The organism is Vibrio nigripulchritudo, from assembly GCF_027924785.1.
Lineage (GTDB): Bacteria > Pseudomonadota > Gammaproteobacteria > Enterobacterales > Vibrionaceae > Vibrio > Vibrio nigripulchritudo.
In genome coordinates, this window is sequence record NZ_AP027050.1 from 2,012,191 (window position 1) to 2,027,018 (window position 14,828).

Genomic DNA, 14,828 nt, shown 5'->3' on the forward strand with positions numbered 1-14,828 from the left:
AGGTACTAAACTTCGCAATTGTTACGGTATACCAAGCTGGTCAGCTCAACTTTACTGTTGATTTCCATCTTGGCGAAAATGTGTTGTAAGTGGGTTTTTACCGTTGGCAGGCTACAACAAAGCTCGTTGGCAATGGCTTTATTCGGCATGCCCTGCAAAGCGAATTGTGCCACCAAGCGCTCTTTTTCCGTTAGAGAATACTGGTCGCAGAAGGCTTGGTAACTCATGGATTCCGGCGTGGACATACTCTGATTGAGAGAAAACTCGATGTAGCGATGCATATGATGCAGCTTCATTACATCGTCTGCCCCCATGGTGTTCTGGTTATTGCCAACAAACATGGCGGCACCAGCCACCAGCTTACCGTCTACATGGAAGAACAGCTCAATGATGTCGTTGATTTTCCAGGGGCGGATAAAATCTTTGAAGTAGGTGTGTGACTCCCGGTTATGCGCGGGAACCAAATCGCTCATCTTCACGACCTTTGCTTCTGAGAAACGAAAGTTAGTAGGATGAAGTGGATCGGTTTTGTAGAAATGTTCGAGATACTCCCGATGCATGGTAGGTTGAATCTTGACAGACTTGTAGCACATAGGTTTAGCTTGATCGTCCACCAAATAACTTGCCATTTTGGCGAAACTAAACATACCAGAAAACAAACCCAGTAGCTCATCCTGAAACTGGTTTAATTTCTCTAACTGAGATCCTTGTGCGTGATAAGTCATGAGTATCCAGCCTCCATAAACACTGCTGTTAAGCCCCATACTATCGGCTTTTCCAGAGATACCACGTTATTACGATCACACAAATTAAACAATTATTTAAACTATCAATAACATTCTTATTTTTAAGAAAAGAGACCTGCATTCAATATCAGGTGAGCTATGTAGAAAATATGGTTTTAGAAGTGGGAAATTCGTGAAAAAACCACCTTATCTCTAATACCAGCAACCTGGGCTGGAACAAAAGGCTAATAATCACGCAAGAAGTAGAATTATTTGCATTTGATAATGGTTTTCATTTAAATTATCCCCCACTTTGTGCAAACAGGATCGAGATATGGATTTAGAGCAGTGTTGGGCGCGCTTCATGAAAGCAGAAGAATTGCTAGAGCAAGGACACTGGCCTGAAGCACGATACCTCTTTGAAGATGTACTGGACCATCTTCCCTCTCATATCTCTGAAGCGGTCGAGAGTGATGACATCAAACCATGCCAAATGTCATGCCTGCTAGCGGGCTTCAAAGACGCGGCGATCAGTCAATCTGAAATCCTCAACCGTATGGGTCAACAACAGGAAGCGTTTGATTTACTGAATCAAGCCTACGCGCACATGCAGTTTCTTGCGTTGGAACAGCAAGACATCGTTCGCGCCGTTGAGCCAAACCTAATCCAGCACAGCGAAACCATTTTCCGACATATTGCCGCTTTCTGCGCCGCTCAGCGCAACTCAGAGTGGCAACTGGAATTGGATGCGCTGCAGAAAGCACACCATCACTTCAACCAATTAAAGCTGTATTCAGAGCGAACCAGCGCCGTTTACACTCTGAATTAATAATAAGGAAGTTCAATGTCACAGTCCCCAATTCTTACAGTTCGCGACCTGTCGGTAACCTTTACCACTAATGACGGTCCGGTTCATGCAGTAAAAAACGTAAACTTTGACCTGAAAAAAGGTGAAACACTCGCCATTGTTGGTGAGTCAGGTTCAGGCAAATCGGTTTCGACTAACGCCGTGATGCGTTTGCTGCCAGATAACTCCATCATTCCACCTAGCGCCAATATTCAGTTTGAAGGCAAATCCATTCTGGAATTGTCTGAAAAAGAGATGCAAGCCATTCGTGGCGACCGTATCGGCATGATTTTCCAAGAGCCGATGACTTCTCTGAACCCGTACATGCGCGTTGGTATTCAGGTAGCGGAAGCCTTGATGTGTCACCGCAAAGTGACGCGTTCTCAGGCAAAAGAAAGGGTACTGGAACTGTTCAACCTAGTTCATCTGCCAAACCCAGAAACGGCGTACACCAAGTACCCGCATGAATTCTCGGGCGGTCAGCTGCAACGTATCATGATTGCAATGGCGCTGATGAACGAACCAGACATTCTGATTGCAGATGAACCAACAACAGCACTGGACGTAACCGTTCAGGCTGAAGTACTGAACCTGATTAAAGAAATTCAGGAAAAGATGGGCATGGCTATCCTGTTCATCACCCACGATTTGGGTGTGGTAAAACACTTTGCCGACCGTGTAATCGTAATGTGTAAAGGTGACGTAGTTGAGGAAGGTCAAACAGCAGAGCTGTTCAAGAACCCGACGGAAGACTACACAAAAATGCTGATCAACTCGATTCCGCACGGCAGCAAAGACCCTGTTGCTGATGACGCAGTTAACCTGCTGAAAGCGGATGATATTCGCGTGAAGTTCCTGATCAAGTCTCACTTCATCCAGAGCCGAAACCAGTACTTTGAAGCAGTAAAAGGCATTTCCCTTGAACTGAAACAAGGTGAAACGCTGGGTATCGTAGGTGAGTCTGGTTCAGGTAAATCGACATTAGGTCGTGCTCTGATTGGTCTTCTTCCATCTGAAGGTAAGATTGCCTACCGTGGTCGTGACCTGAGCACGTTGACTGAGAAAGAGAAATTTGAACTGAAGAAAGACGTTCAAATGGTGTTCCAGGACCCATACGGTTCTCTGTCTCCACGTATGACCGTTGGCGATATCATCACCGAAGCACTGACCGTTCACCAGCCTCAGCTTTCTCGCGCTGAGCGTATGGAGCGTGCTCGTAAAGCGCTGGAAGAAGTGCGTCTGGATCCACACTCAATCAACCGTTACCCACACGAGTTCTCTGGTGGTCAGCGTCAGCGTATCGCGATTGCACGTGCATTGATTCTTGAGCCTTCATTCATTCTTCTGGATGAACCAACATCGGCTCTGGACCGTTCTGTTCAGCTAACGGTTATCGACCTTCTGAAAGATCTTCAGAAGAAGCACAACATTGGCTTCCTATTCATCAGCCACGACTTGAGTGTGGTGAAAGCCCTGTCTGACCGTGTAATGGTGATGCAGAAAGGCGTAGTGATGGAAGAAGGTACGGCAGAAGAGATCTTCAACAATCCGAAGAACGAATACACGCAGAAACTGATTGACGCGTCGTTCGATCTGGATGAAGAGCTGGTTGCATAACCTTTAATTTTCAAGCAGTTAGAATTCTGAAATGCCTCTTACTGATAAGAGGCATTTTTTTATGCAAAAAAACCACACATTGAATAAGCAAATATGAATGTATGTACTATGCTTTTAGCCACATAACTAGAAAAAGGCTAGGCTCGACTCATGTACAACATGGCAGGTCGAAAGCTGGAAGAAATGGCTGATGTCCGTTTGCTCCGACGCAAACGAACCATTGTGGTACTGTCGGTTATTGTTTTTATCCTGCTTTCTGTATTTGGATTTCTCAGCATCAGTCACGGAGACCACTTTCAAGGCTCTGTGAATTACATTAGCGCATTAGTCATCTTCTCGAATCTGGCTCTGTTCCTGAGCCGCGGTCACTACACCCACGCAGCTCATGTGCTCACCATTGTGCTTATTACGCATGCCATTGTTTTGATATTAACGGGCGGGCTGTCTAAATCTTCGGTTTACTGGATCTACCCGATTCTTGCCACCATCATTTTCGTTAATTCGGTACGCAGCGCTCTGATTGCCACCGTAAGCTTCTATATATTCTGCATTGTGGCGTTTACCTCTCCCAACTTCCCGTATCTGTCTGCGGATTACTCCGAGTTCTCAGTTGGGCGTTTTCTTACCAGCATGATGGCTTTTTTAGCTATTTGTCATTACTTCGCTTACCAGTACTGCAGAACCAATCATTACGTGCTGTCGCTTTATCAGGAAGGCATTGAGGATCTGGCTTATCGCGATGCATTGACCGGTCTTGCTAACCGCTGGAGCTTTGAAAAATGGGCTGAACCCAAGTTGAAAGAACTCAGAAACAGTAACAAGCTCACTGCACTGGTGTTTGTCGACATCGACAACTTTAAAGAGATTAACGACAACTACGGGCATGCCATTGGCGATAAGGTTTTGCAAAGTTTTGGGCAGAGGCTGGCAAACAATCTTCGCACTAAGAATCGTAAAGATCAGAAGGACGAATTTTCTATCGCACGCTACGCTGGCGATGAGTTTGTCATCCTCCTCTATGACGTGCCCGACTCAAGAGCGCTAGACAGTATTCTTCACCGGATTATGTCTCTGTTTAATGACGGTTATCAGGTGAACAATCAAGTGAATTACGTCACCCTAAGCGTGGGCGTGTCGATTTATCGTCAGGATGCCTTGGAGTTACCCGAACTTCTCCGGTGTGCGGACAAAGCCATGTATGCCGCCAAATGCGTGGGCAAAAATGGCTACGAGTACTACCACAATGTTCACAATGCCCAGAACACCTCCAGCAATGTGAAGCCCTTTAAACGTAACCGTTCTAAAGAGTGTTGATACACCCACACATCACCTAAAAGTAGTGAGAAATGGCAAGATAACGGGCGCGAATGTGCTCAATGAGCAGACTCACTTTTTTCGGCGGCTGACGAGTAAACGGATACACGGCGTAGATGCCCAGCTTCTTGCCAACCAACTCAGGGAAGATGTCCACCAGCTCTCCACTTCGAATGTCGTGATATACCAAACACCTTGGTACATAAGCAATGCCGTGACCGCCTAGTGCTGCTTTTCGAAGTGCCGTCGCGTTGTCGGTAGAGAAAGAGCCTGACACCTTCACAATGTAGTTACCTTTGGATGACTTAAACTCCCAATCTGATGCACCAGTGGTTTGGTAGGCGTATTGGAGGCAATTGTGGTTGATCAGATCTTCTGGCTTGAGGGGTTTGCCGTTTTTTGCGATGTAGGAAGGAGAAGCACAAACTAACCATTGAGAATCTAAAATATGGCGTGCAATCAGGCTGGAGTCTTCCAGATATCCCGTACGAATTACCAGGTCAAACCCACCTTCAACCAGATCCACAAATCGATTATCCAAAGACATATCAACCGTTAAGCCCGGATGCATATTACAAAACTCGGCAACCGCATCCGCGAGAATCAGGTCTCCGGAAATCGTAGGCACCGACATTTTAACGTGACCACTCACCTTTTCCCCAAATCCGACAATCACGTCCATGGCTTCATTGACTGCCTGATTGACGTTTTTCGCCCCTTGATACAGTGCTTTGCCTGCTTCGGTAAGGGTCAGTTTTCGGGTGGTTCGATACAGCAACTGCACGCCCAGCTCTTCTTCCAAGCGGGCTATTCGCTTACTCACCACCGAGTTGGTCAGGTCGTTCTGTTCGGCGACCTTACTGAAGGTGCCTAACGCAACCACCTGATAGAAAAGGATTAAGTCATCACTGCGCATGAATTATGTCACTTTTGGAAAAAATTAAAGACATTATTTCCTGCATTGACTAAAAATGATAGGAGACCAATCACGTTTATACCCTGTTATTCCCTTAAGAAAAGGGGATCTAACCACATTTCGCGCTTCTATTTGGAGCTCATTTACTTTTCAATAGGTTTGCGGAATTTGACGACGATGTCATCGTCAAATTCCTTGAAAATCAGAGGTGAAATTCGATTAGTAGAATGTGTTTTTATGCAATGGCATCTTCCAGAATGGCTTTCGATTCAGTCAGCGTAATTGAGCCATTCTCACTGAGTTTAACCTGACCATGGGATTCCAGCTTATCCAAAACATCCTGCACCGCTTTTGCCTTGTCACCACCGTGCTCGGTGAGTTTGGTCTGCATTCCTAAGCTCTGATAAAACGCTTCCATTACGGCAATGGTCTCAACCGCCAGATCTGGGGAGTCAGCCAACCCAAACACATTACGCCCAAGTTGCTCCAATTTGACTCGCTTGAATTTCAGTTGGTTACGAAGCAGCGAGGGCTGGATGATAGCCAGAGAATGCGCGTGATCCACGCCGTAAAGTGCTGTCAGTTCATGCCCAATGGCGTGTGTCGACCAGTCGTGCGGAACGCCTGAGCCAATCAGACCGTTAAGCGCCTGATTGGCCGCCCACATCAGATTGGCACGCCATTCATCATTGTCGCGTTGCTCAAATCGCTCACCAAGATCTTTCAGGATTTTCAGCAAAGATTCTGCATAGCCATCCTGAACCATGGTGCCATTTGGCTTGGTCAGGTACTGTTCACACACATGTACCCACGCATCGACAATGCCATTGATCAACTGGCGTTCTGGCAATGTTTTCATCACATCAGGATCCAAAACGGCGAATTTTGGCTGTACGGCTGGGTGGTAAAAAGACAATTTGTCTTGCGTTTCGGCTTTGGTAATCACCGCTGCTGCATTGGATTCAGACCCTGTTGCAGGCAAGGTCAACACAGCCCCCAGCGCCACCGCACTTTCTACGCGGTGTTTACCTTCAAGGATATCCCAACCGTCCCCTTCATAATGCGCCGCAGCAGCGATGTATTTCACGCCATCAATTACGGAACCGCCGCCAACTCCGAGGATAAATTCCACGTTCTCGCTTTTAACAATGGTAACAGCTTTGTCGAGTGTCTCTTTGGTCGGGTTTGGCTCCACGCCAGAAAACTCCTGCCATTCGTGGTGTTCCAACGCACTGGCAACCTGTTCGTAAACACCGTTTTTCTTGATGGAACCGCCACCATAGACCACCAATACCTTGGCATCGGCAGGGACAGATTGAGCAATTGCTGCGATCTGACCTTGACCAAAATGGATCAGAGTTGGATTAACATAGGAAAACTTCATAGCAAAGCCTCATAGATAGAAAATGCAAAAAACCCTAACTGACGATGTCAATCAGGGCTAATCTTATACTCATTTTACTCGCGAAAGATCGCTGACGCCTATATTTTATGCCGCCGCTATCGGGCGCTGCTTGGCAAAGAATGTTGGGTATTTTTTTCTGATATGGCGTTGTTCTTCAACCATGTTTTTCAGGCTTGGACCTTTAGAGAGCTGAAAAATGACTTCGTTCTTGTCAAATCGCAGCAGTGAACCTTCTACCGGAATGTGTGTATTGGCATTCAGTCGCAAAGTACCCGCCATGCTCAGCCCTCGGTATAACGACGCTACGTTCGCCATTAGCACACGGATACCTTTTTCAGAGACTTCGCAAATGTGGTAGTACTGATCTTTTACGCGCAAAACAGGTCTTTCCTGCTTTGGGTAACGCAATCGATAGTATTTTCGCTTTTGTTCAAAATCTGTCTGGCTCATGATGGTGAATACTCCGTTTTTCACTCAGCACCAGAAAATCAAGTTGGTGCTGTCACGATAAACTCCAACTTATCACAGTTAACGCCTTCTTTATCGGCTCAGAGTCTATCAAATGATTCTTGTCTCAATAATAAGCATCGGCTGATTGCGGCAAACCTTTAGTAAAGAATTTGTAAAATTCTTATTGCCGAGCCAGTCATCAAGCGGATGGTATGGACAACTCGACTTCACCAACCCTATTGAAGCGGCTTTTTCTTGATCAAGAAAAAAGCCTGAACAGATGTTCAAAACACACAAACCAAAGATCGATATACATTAGAACTCAATTGATAATATCGAGACTTTTGTTCCAAAATTAAATAAAGGAACCCGTTCAACGATTTCTAAATAACCTGAAATCATTCTAACTTTTTAAACATCCACTATATAAAACTCGTCTCACCACTATTTTAAATTTAAGAATTAGAACCATATCCAAAATTTTCAAAATTCACTTCAACTACCCTTCCAAAGTTATTTTTATTGCAACCTGATTATTTATTCACTCAATTAACAATAAATAGTCAACAACGATAGAACTACCTGCTTTTCTTAGCGAGAAATTCAAAGAAACCAGATAAATAAAAGGAGACAAAACATTCAAATAAAAGGGAAATAGAACCAATAACAATCACTAAGGAACATCAAATGGCAAACTTGAAACACACCGTATTGCTGGCTTCATCGCTCGCAATATTCAGTGGAATTTCTTACGCCCATGCTCCGGCAGATATGGGCGTTGTTAATGAGGAAAGAATAGCAAATATGCTCATTCGCTCCGGAAAATTAAGCAAAGATGCAACACAAAGTGAAAAAGAAGCCGCAGTACACGCTTATTTAAAAAATAAGAACAACTACGGTTTAAATGGAAATGCCCAATTCGGTAAAAAGGCAATAGAGAAAAGAAATAAGATATTAAAATCCCTCGCACAGAAAAAAGGACAAAAACTGGATGCCAGTGCATTGGGGGCGCGTTCAGTTATTGTAAAAAGAACTGACAGAGTCATCGCTCTGATGATTGATTTCCCAGATCTACCCTGGGATGACAATGGCATTACAGCTGAGCACACCGACATGCTCTATGACAGCTACCCCACCTCTCATTACGCCGACCTGTTGTTTGCATCCTCGGGTTACGAAGGTCCCAATGGTGAGAACCTCACTTCAATGAGGCAGTTTTACGAACAGGAGTCTGGCGGAAGCTATTCAGTAGCGGGGGATGGATTTGGCTGGTATCGAGCGGCAAACAATGCGGCTTATTATGGAGGGAACTCCGCAGATTCGGGGAATGACCTCAACCCTCGAGAACTGGTTCGCGAAGCACTTAACCAGCTTGCCATAGATCCAAGCGTTAACCTTGCCGATTACGATATCGAAGATCGATATGATTACGATAACGATGGAAACTATCGCGAACCTGACGGGCTTATTGACCACCTGATGATCTTTCATTCGTCTGTGGGTGAAGAAGCAGGTGGCGGTGCGATTGGAGAGGATGCAATCTGGTCACACCGTTGGGATCTGGGCAGTGTTCATTTACTGCCGGGGACAACAAGTTCTTTACCCGATCGCTTCAATGGGCAATATGCCGCTTTTGATTACACTATTCAGCCCATTGATGCCGCTGTTGGGGTAGCTGCACACGAATACGCGCACGATCTTGGTCTACCAGACGAGTACGACACTCGAGGCACAGGAAACGGCGAGCCAGTGGCTTACTGGTCCATTATGTCTTCTGGTAGTTGGGCGGGCAGCCTTGCGGGTACTCAGCCCACCGCATTTAGCTCCTACGCTAAAGAGTTTTTGCAGGAGTCGTTAGGGGGAAACTGGATAAATTCGACTCAGCTTTCGCTTGCGGATCTGGATCAGCCTCGATATCTGAGCCTGTTTGAAACCACTGATAACCTTCGACCTAATATGGTGAGAATTGACCTTTCAGCCAAGAAGGTGGACAACACCAGTCCATTTGAAGGGAAATTCGCCTTCTACAGCCAGAAAGGAGACGATCTCAACAACTCTATGAGCCGAAAAATTCGGGTACCGGAAGGAAGCTCTGTCTCGCTCAAATTCAAAGCTTGGTATGAGATAGAAAAAGACTACGACTTTGCTCGTGTATTGGTTAATGGAACTCAAATTCCCGGAAACATCACAACCATGCAGGACCCGTACAACACTGGGCTTGTACCTGCCATTACAGGCGAATCTGGTGGTTGGGTTGATGCGGTGTTCAACGTGTCCGAATGGGCGGGAACTGATATCACCCTTACATTCGATTATGTCACTGATGGCGGTCTGGCAATGGAAGGGCTGTATATCGATAACATCGTATTCGATGCAGATGGTGTAATTGAGAACGTAGATGACGCGGAAGGGGACGAAAGCAGCTTTAGGTTTAATGGGTTTGAGAGAAATGCGGGATATCATTTCGCCGATCATTACTATTTGCTGCAATGGCGCAGCTACGATGGTGTGGATCAGGGCTTAGCCAATATTCGTCGTAGCGGGCAGTTGATCTCTTATGACCCGGGATTGATTGTATGGTACGTCGACAATTCGTTCACAGACAACTGGGTCGGCTTACATCCGGGTGAAGGCTGGCTTGGGGTAGTCGATGCGGATCAAACGCCGTTTATCTGGTCGAATGGCGATGTTGCTATTTCAAGGTATCAGGTTCGTGATGCTGCATTCTCGCTAGAAAACAACTCACCACTGGTTCTTGTCGATGATCAGGGTAACTTGCTGCAAGACACCAACTTAACACCAGTCAGTTTGTTCGATGATAGTAAAGATTACTCTTCGCCAGTTGCTCCTCATTCCGGTCGCAAACTGGCAGAAGTAGGGTTATCCATTGAAGTGATTCATCAAGCGCAAGACAACAGTTATGGGGTCGTACAGATTTCTTATCAGAAACCGAATGAAGCACCTTCCGCTGCGTTTACATTGGAAGTTAATGGTATGTCGGTAACGGCAACCAATTCCAGCAGTGACCCAGACGGCGAAATAGCCAGCTACCTTTGGAACTTTGGTAACGGACAAACCAGCACCGACATCAACCCTACATGGCACTACGTTGAAGCGGGTGAATACACAGTGAGTTTAACAGTGACCGATAATGATGGCGCGACTGCATCCTATTCTGAACAGGTCGAAATTGTTGCAGACGTGAATGAAGCCCCGGTTGCACAAGGCGATTACTTCCCGCTATTTGGGCGATTTGTCCTGCTGTATTCCACCAGCTACGACCCGGATGGTCACATTATCAAAACGCGTTGGAAACTAGGCAAAAACCGCGTTCGATTTGGCAGTGTGATATTCACACGCTTACCTGCCAATAAGAAAGCAGTAAGGCTGACAGTAACAGACAACGAAGGCGCGAAGGATTCCACCAAGATAAGGTTGGATTGATCTCGATAAAAACAAAGCCAGCAAACGCTGGCTTTGTTTTCGGTTTCGTATGTACGTCTACTAAGGATAGTTAACCACAAAGATAATCTCATCACCTTCGCCAGTGCACTTATTTGTACCAATTAGCTTTATAGACTTATTAGACGCCCACGCTGTCAGCAGCATCGAATACTTATACTTAAACACATCACCTGAGATGTCCATCTCTTGAAGTCTCAATAACTGTCGCTTGGCACACGCTGGGACATCTGATTTCACTACAGACACAGGCTTAATATATAGGCTTCCGCCATACCAATAAGGGTGAAATGTCCCTGTGTAATTTCCTGCTACTGCGTTCGTTCCAATTAACGACGCTGCTATGAAAAACAAAGCGCGCACAACATTTCGATTAATCCATCTTTTTGGCATATCTTTCTCTTCTTATCTATCTGAAACTACATAAACTACTTTGCATGCACTCGAATCCGAATTTGTGCGAATCCAAATTGGGTGACCCTGTGTATGAGCAGTAAGCAGCAGTGAATATACTGCGTTGTAATTTTTACTTGCGGGATCCAAATGGATATAGCCATTCTTACCCGCTTCACACGTCAAGTTTGCTTCGTTACCAGAAGTTCCAATAACTGAAGTGCCGTCGGTATTCAAATATAGGCGACTCACTTTAACCCCAGTACAACTGTGACCCGAACAGTCAGCAAATGCTTGAAAAGAAAGAAGACCAAGAACTAAAGAAACAATGAGTTTTTTCATCTTTTAGCCCACCCGGTGAACTCGTAAACGGTCACCACCAGTACAAGAGTCAGAATGACTCTCTCTGTCATAGCCTATGTTGACTGTTTCCTTGGTTGTATAAGCTGTAAGAATACGTGACATAACTAATTGACGAGATTCAGATGAAATCGCGGGGTCAACCGCCATAAAATCAAGCAGAGTACACTTTGGGTGACTTTTAGGCATATTGGTCACTTTTATTAAAATCAAAGTGCTACCCGGGTAAGTGAGCACATCGGTAATCACGCCAGAAAAATTCGCAGTGTATTTCGCATGTACAGAGGTAGATGCCATCATCAGCATCAATAAAGCCAATATTTTTTTCATTTATCTTTTCCAACTGAGGTTAAACATTAGTGCATATAGATATCGTAAATGGCGGGTCTGGTTTGACCCCAATATTTCTGTTTAGTACAACCTGATATCCAGAAATTTACCGTCTGTTTCGACGTATAAGCTGCCAGGAGTGCTGAATAAAAACGGTTGCTCCCTGCAGAATCATTAAGCTCAGCAACATAGAAGCTCGTTCCTTCGCAGTTGCCTGGGTTTTTAATAGGCTGAGAAAAATCGACTCGAACGAAATTCCCTTCTCTTTGCATGTTGATTAGCTTAATCTGCCCCTTATCTGAGCTAACACCTGAAGCCAATACCAGATTCGGTAGCAAGAATAGCGTACTAAATAAAATGGTTTTTATTACTTTCATTTGGTCACTTTTACAGTAATGAGGTTATTGGATGTGAAGCCCGGTAGCTGTGCAAAGCTCACCCGATTTTGTGTAGTCTATTCTGACCACTTTGAAGCCAGCTGACTTTGCCGTTAGCACTTGGGAGAACATTGCTTTTCCAGCTTCTGTAGAGAGATCGATATACATGATTCCCCATTTACATTGAAGCAAACCTTCAGAAGTATAAAACCCAGCCTTAGATGAGCCTTCAGAAAAGGTTCGAACAATAGTTTTGGGTTCGAGAATTTGACTGGCGACCGAATAGAATGGGAACAATATAATTAGCAAAATTAAGAAGTATCTTATATTCAAAGCATACACCGATAAAATAAACCTCTTACGAGGTTTTTACCTAAGAAGAAATATTAACAGACCTATATCTTCACCGATATAGTTCCAACAAAAATTAATTTTCAAACCAGATTAATAATAAATTCTTGCATAGGAAACCTGACAACCTTTAGAACCATTTTTGATTCTTACCATCAAGTTATTTCCAGCCGCCATAGCTGTCAATATCGTAGAATACACTTCATCAAAATATGGATGATTCTTATTCAACGTCATGCTAGTTCCATCTAGCTGACAATCCAGATTATTTCGCGAGCTTTCTGGTGGAATAATATATACACCACCTTCATGAACCATCATAGAAGAAACAACTTGCGCGCCCTTTCCGTAGCATTCATCCCTATTACAAGCCGCATTAGCAATACTACTGATTAGAGATAAACCAACAACCGAAGCCAGTAATGTTATTTTTTTCATTTTAATACCTATCTAATTAACAAGTTTTGGACCAAAATACCAACCAGTTATCCATTTCCAAGGTTTTGCTGTTGTCTCACAGGATTTCCCATCGTTAAACCACATAACAACTTCTTTATTTGTTGTTTGAGCAGTCAATAATGTCGAATAGACGGTTTTACATGCATTGGCACTTATACCATGCACTTCGTTGTCAACTTTACACAACCTTGGCCAAACTAAGGGTCCTATTCTCTCAACTAGGACATCGCCTGATTTTGCGTCAATACTGACCCCAGTTACTTTTCCCGAGCAGGTGTAATTGGCAGCAATTGCATTAAACGAAATAGATGAAAGTAATAAAACAGTGGTTGTACTTAAATAGTTCACTCTGACGTTCCTTTTTGACGACATTTCCAGAATATTTACTTATGAAGTATTCGAATTCGGTTACTGAAGTGGTCCACGACAATAAGACACCCAAACTTCAGAGCTGCCGCACCCAGAGTCGACCACACAGTCGATAGGTTTTGATTGAGTACTCATCATCAACAGCCATGAATACGTTTTCTCGAAATGCGGCTTATTCATGTCCATACGAAAGTAGGTAGGACGCTTGTTGGCGCAACTGCCTTGATTAGTTCCATTTAAGAAAAATCGCCCATCGGTACCAATATGGACATAAGAAGGAACACCTAAGCTGATCCATTCCCCATCTGAATTCGTATTGATTGCACTTGCGTTAAAGCTCATCACTATGCTGGCGACAAGTAATATTTTCTTAATCATTTTAATGCCTTGCAGACTTTAGATAATCGGCACAAATGCTAGCGAATTGATAATTCACCATCAATGAAAGGCAATTTTTTTAGGTAAAAAACGAGAGCGATACTACAAATATCAAATCACAAAATATTGATAATATTAATAAAAAGTCATCCTACGTATAAATGAATAAAAAGAGAGAAATCCATCAATATTCAATTCTACCTGTCCATTTGATTGGGAACCAACAGATGAACAAGATGGATAGGAATGGTGGAAGAGATCGCGATTAAATCTTTTCTTAAGATTTCTACTCTTTAACTTTCTAGAATTATTTAGTTCAATGGTGGAGGATCGCCTGCAGTAATGTATTTTGCAATACAAAAATTAGATGCATTCTTGATTGAATCATCAAAACTTAAAGCAATCTCTTTTCCAGAAGAATAAGTTGCTAAAACCATAGAATAGGCAAAATCACTCGTGCCTACAAACAGTACATTTTGATTTCTCCATTTAGGACAATTACCTGCAGAGGTTACACCATTTAAGGTAAACCAAAAAACTGGAGGCTTCCATTGATGACCGGAATAATCATCATGTACCCGGATAAACTCTACTGTACCCTTAACATACCCTTTTTCCGCATACGCATTTGAAGAAATGATAAAGAAAAGGATGACAAGAAATCGTGAGTATTTTTTCATATTTTCTCCTATGGTAAACAAACCTAGCAGTAATAGCTTACGCCAATTTAAAAGCTACTACACAACTTGAGTTATATATAAATCAAAGAGATGTTTAAATTAGTATGATTGACTTAGAATGCTAAACCGTGAAGACAGATAAAGACAATTAGATACACATCTTCCAATCTAAACCGATTGGATATCGACCAAGCGACTTAGATGAACGCTTGGCACTCAACTGGAAAAAGGTACGGTCGTTGGTTGCAAAACCACCATTAAACACGTTATGCCGAAGATAAGCCGAAAGCGAATATCTGGCTTTCGATTACCGGATCGCTAACATTCCATTAAAGCTAGACAAAATTCCTAAACCAATAACCACTTTAGCGGGTTCGCGCACGCATAAATCAAAG

17 protein-coding genes are annotated in these 14,828 nt (G+C 43.8%); 4 read left to right on the forward strand and 13 right to left on the reverse strand.

All coding sequences use genetic code 11. The features are described 5' to 3' along the window. Window positions 1–5 precede the first annotated feature (5 nt). A complete protein-coding gene (locus QMG91_RS27355; protein ID WP_038123113.1) occupies window positions 6–725 on the reverse strand; it encodes a helix-turn-helix transcriptional regulator in 720 nt (239 codons plus the stop codon). Window positions 726–1,059: 334 nt separating this feature from the next. Between QMG91_RS27355 and QMG91_RS27360 the strand changes: the two genes are divergently transcribed. The 3 genes from QMG91_RS27360 (at window position 1,060) to QMG91_RS27370 (ending at window position 4,503) form a co-directional block, all read left to right on the forward strand. Next, entirely contained in the window at window positions 1,060–1,554 is a 495-nt protein-coding gene (locus tag QMG91_RS27360; RefSeq protein ID WP_004405580.1) for a hypothetical protein, read from the forward strand. Window positions 1,555–1,569: 15 nt separating this feature from the next. Then, entirely contained in the window at window positions 1,570–3,189 is a 1,620-nt protein-coding gene (locus QMG91_RS27365) for an ABC transporter ATP-binding protein (protein WP_004405581.1), read from the forward strand. Window positions 3,190–3,339: 150 nt separating this feature from the next. Further along, entirely contained in the window at window positions 3,340–4,503 is a 1,164-nt protein-coding gene (locus QMG91_RS27370; protein ID WP_281831175.1) for a GGDEF domain-containing protein, read from the forward strand. A gap of 16 nt (window positions 4,504–4,519) precedes the next feature. On the opposite strand, the gene QMG91_RS27375 is transcribed toward QMG91_RS27370, so the two are convergent. From QMG91_RS27375 to QMG91_RS27385, 3 genes are all read right to left on the reverse strand, one after another. Continuing rightward, a complete protein-coding gene (locus tag QMG91_RS27375) occupies window positions 4,520–5,419 on the reverse strand; it encodes a LysR family transcriptional regulator (RefSeq protein ID WP_004405583.1) in 900 nt (299 codons plus the stop codon). 235 nt (window positions 5,420–5,654) lie between these two features. Further along, window positions 5,655–6,803: an iron-containing alcohol dehydrogenase gene (locus QMG91_RS27380; RefSeq protein WP_281831177.1), complete on the reverse strand. Its 1,149-nt coding sequence runs from the start codon at window positions 6,801–6,803 to the stop codon at window positions 5,655–5,657. Between the two features lie 105 nt (window positions 6,804–6,908). Then, entirely contained in the window at window positions 6,909–7,274 is a 366-nt protein-coding gene (locus tag QMG91_RS27385) for a hypothetical protein (RefSeq protein WP_004405585.1), read from the reverse strand. Window positions 7,275–7,961: 687 nt separating this feature from the next. On the opposite strand from QMG91_RS27385, the gene QMG91_RS27390 reads away from it, so the two are divergent. After that, entirely contained in the window at window positions 7,962–10,718 is a 2,757-nt protein-coding gene (locus QMG91_RS27390; RefSeq protein ID WP_281831179.1) for an immune inhibitor A domain-containing protein, read from the forward strand. A 60-nt stretch (window positions 10,719–10,778) separates the two neighbouring features. Here the strand turns inward: QMG91_RS27390 and QMG91_RS27395 are convergent, their stop codons facing one another. The 9 genes from QMG91_RS27395 to QMG91_RS27435 form a co-directional block, all read right to left on the reverse strand. Further along, entirely contained in the window at window positions 10,779–11,129 is a 351-nt protein-coding gene (locus QMG91_RS27395) for a hypothetical protein (protein ID WP_281831181.1), read from the reverse strand. 12 nt (window positions 11,130–11,141) lie between these two features. Continuing rightward, on the reverse strand, window positions 11,142–11,471 hold the full coding sequence (locus tag QMG91_RS27400; RefSeq protein WP_281831183.1) for a hypothetical protein: 330 nt from the start codon (window positions 11,469–11,471) through the stop codon (window positions 11,142–11,144). 3 nt (window positions 11,472–11,474) lie between these two features. Next, window positions 11,475–11,819 carry a hypothetical protein gene (locus tag QMG91_RS27405; protein WP_281831185.1) on the reverse strand — a complete coding sequence of 115 codons (345 nt, stop codon included), beginning with the start codon at window positions 11,817–11,819 and terminating at the stop codon, window positions 11,475–11,477. A 26-nt stretch (window positions 11,820–11,845) separates the two neighbouring features. Next, entirely contained in the window at window positions 11,846–12,196 is a 351-nt protein-coding gene (locus tag QMG91_RS27410) for a hypothetical protein (RefSeq protein ID WP_281831187.1), read from the reverse strand. Window positions 12,197–12,220: 24 nt separating this feature from the next. After that, window positions 12,221–12,364, reverse strand: a complete 144-nt coding sequence (locus tag QMG91_RS27415; RefSeq protein ID WP_022600605.1) for a hypothetical protein — start codon at window positions 12,362–12,364, stop codon at window positions 12,221–12,223. A 276-nt stretch (window positions 12,365–12,640) separates the two neighbouring features. Beyond that, window positions 12,641–12,985, reverse strand: a complete 345-nt coding sequence (locus tag QMG91_RS27420; RefSeq protein ID WP_022591977.1) for a hypothetical protein — start codon at window positions 12,983–12,985, stop codon at window positions 12,641–12,643. A gap of 12 nt (window positions 12,986–12,997) precedes the next feature. Further along, complete coding sequence (locus QMG91_RS27425) at window positions 12,998–13,354, reverse strand: hypothetical protein (protein ID WP_281831191.1); 357 nt, start codon at window positions 13,352–13,354, stop codon at window positions 12,998–13,000. 60 nt (window positions 13,355–13,414) lie between these two features. Beyond that, the gene (locus tag QMG91_RS27430) at window positions 13,415–13,753 is read right to left on the reverse strand and encodes a hypothetical protein (RefSeq protein ID WP_281831193.1); all 339 of its coding nucleotides are present in this window, start codon (window positions 13,751–13,753) and stop codon (window positions 13,415–13,417) included. Between the two features lie 311 nt (window positions 13,754–14,064). Beyond that, the gene (locus QMG91_RS27435; RefSeq protein ID WP_281831195.1) at window positions 14,065–14,433 is read right to left on the reverse strand and encodes a hypothetical protein; all 369 of its coding nucleotides are present in this window, start codon (window positions 14,431–14,433) and stop codon (window positions 14,065–14,067) included. Window positions 14,434–14,828 lie beyond the last annotated feature (395 nt).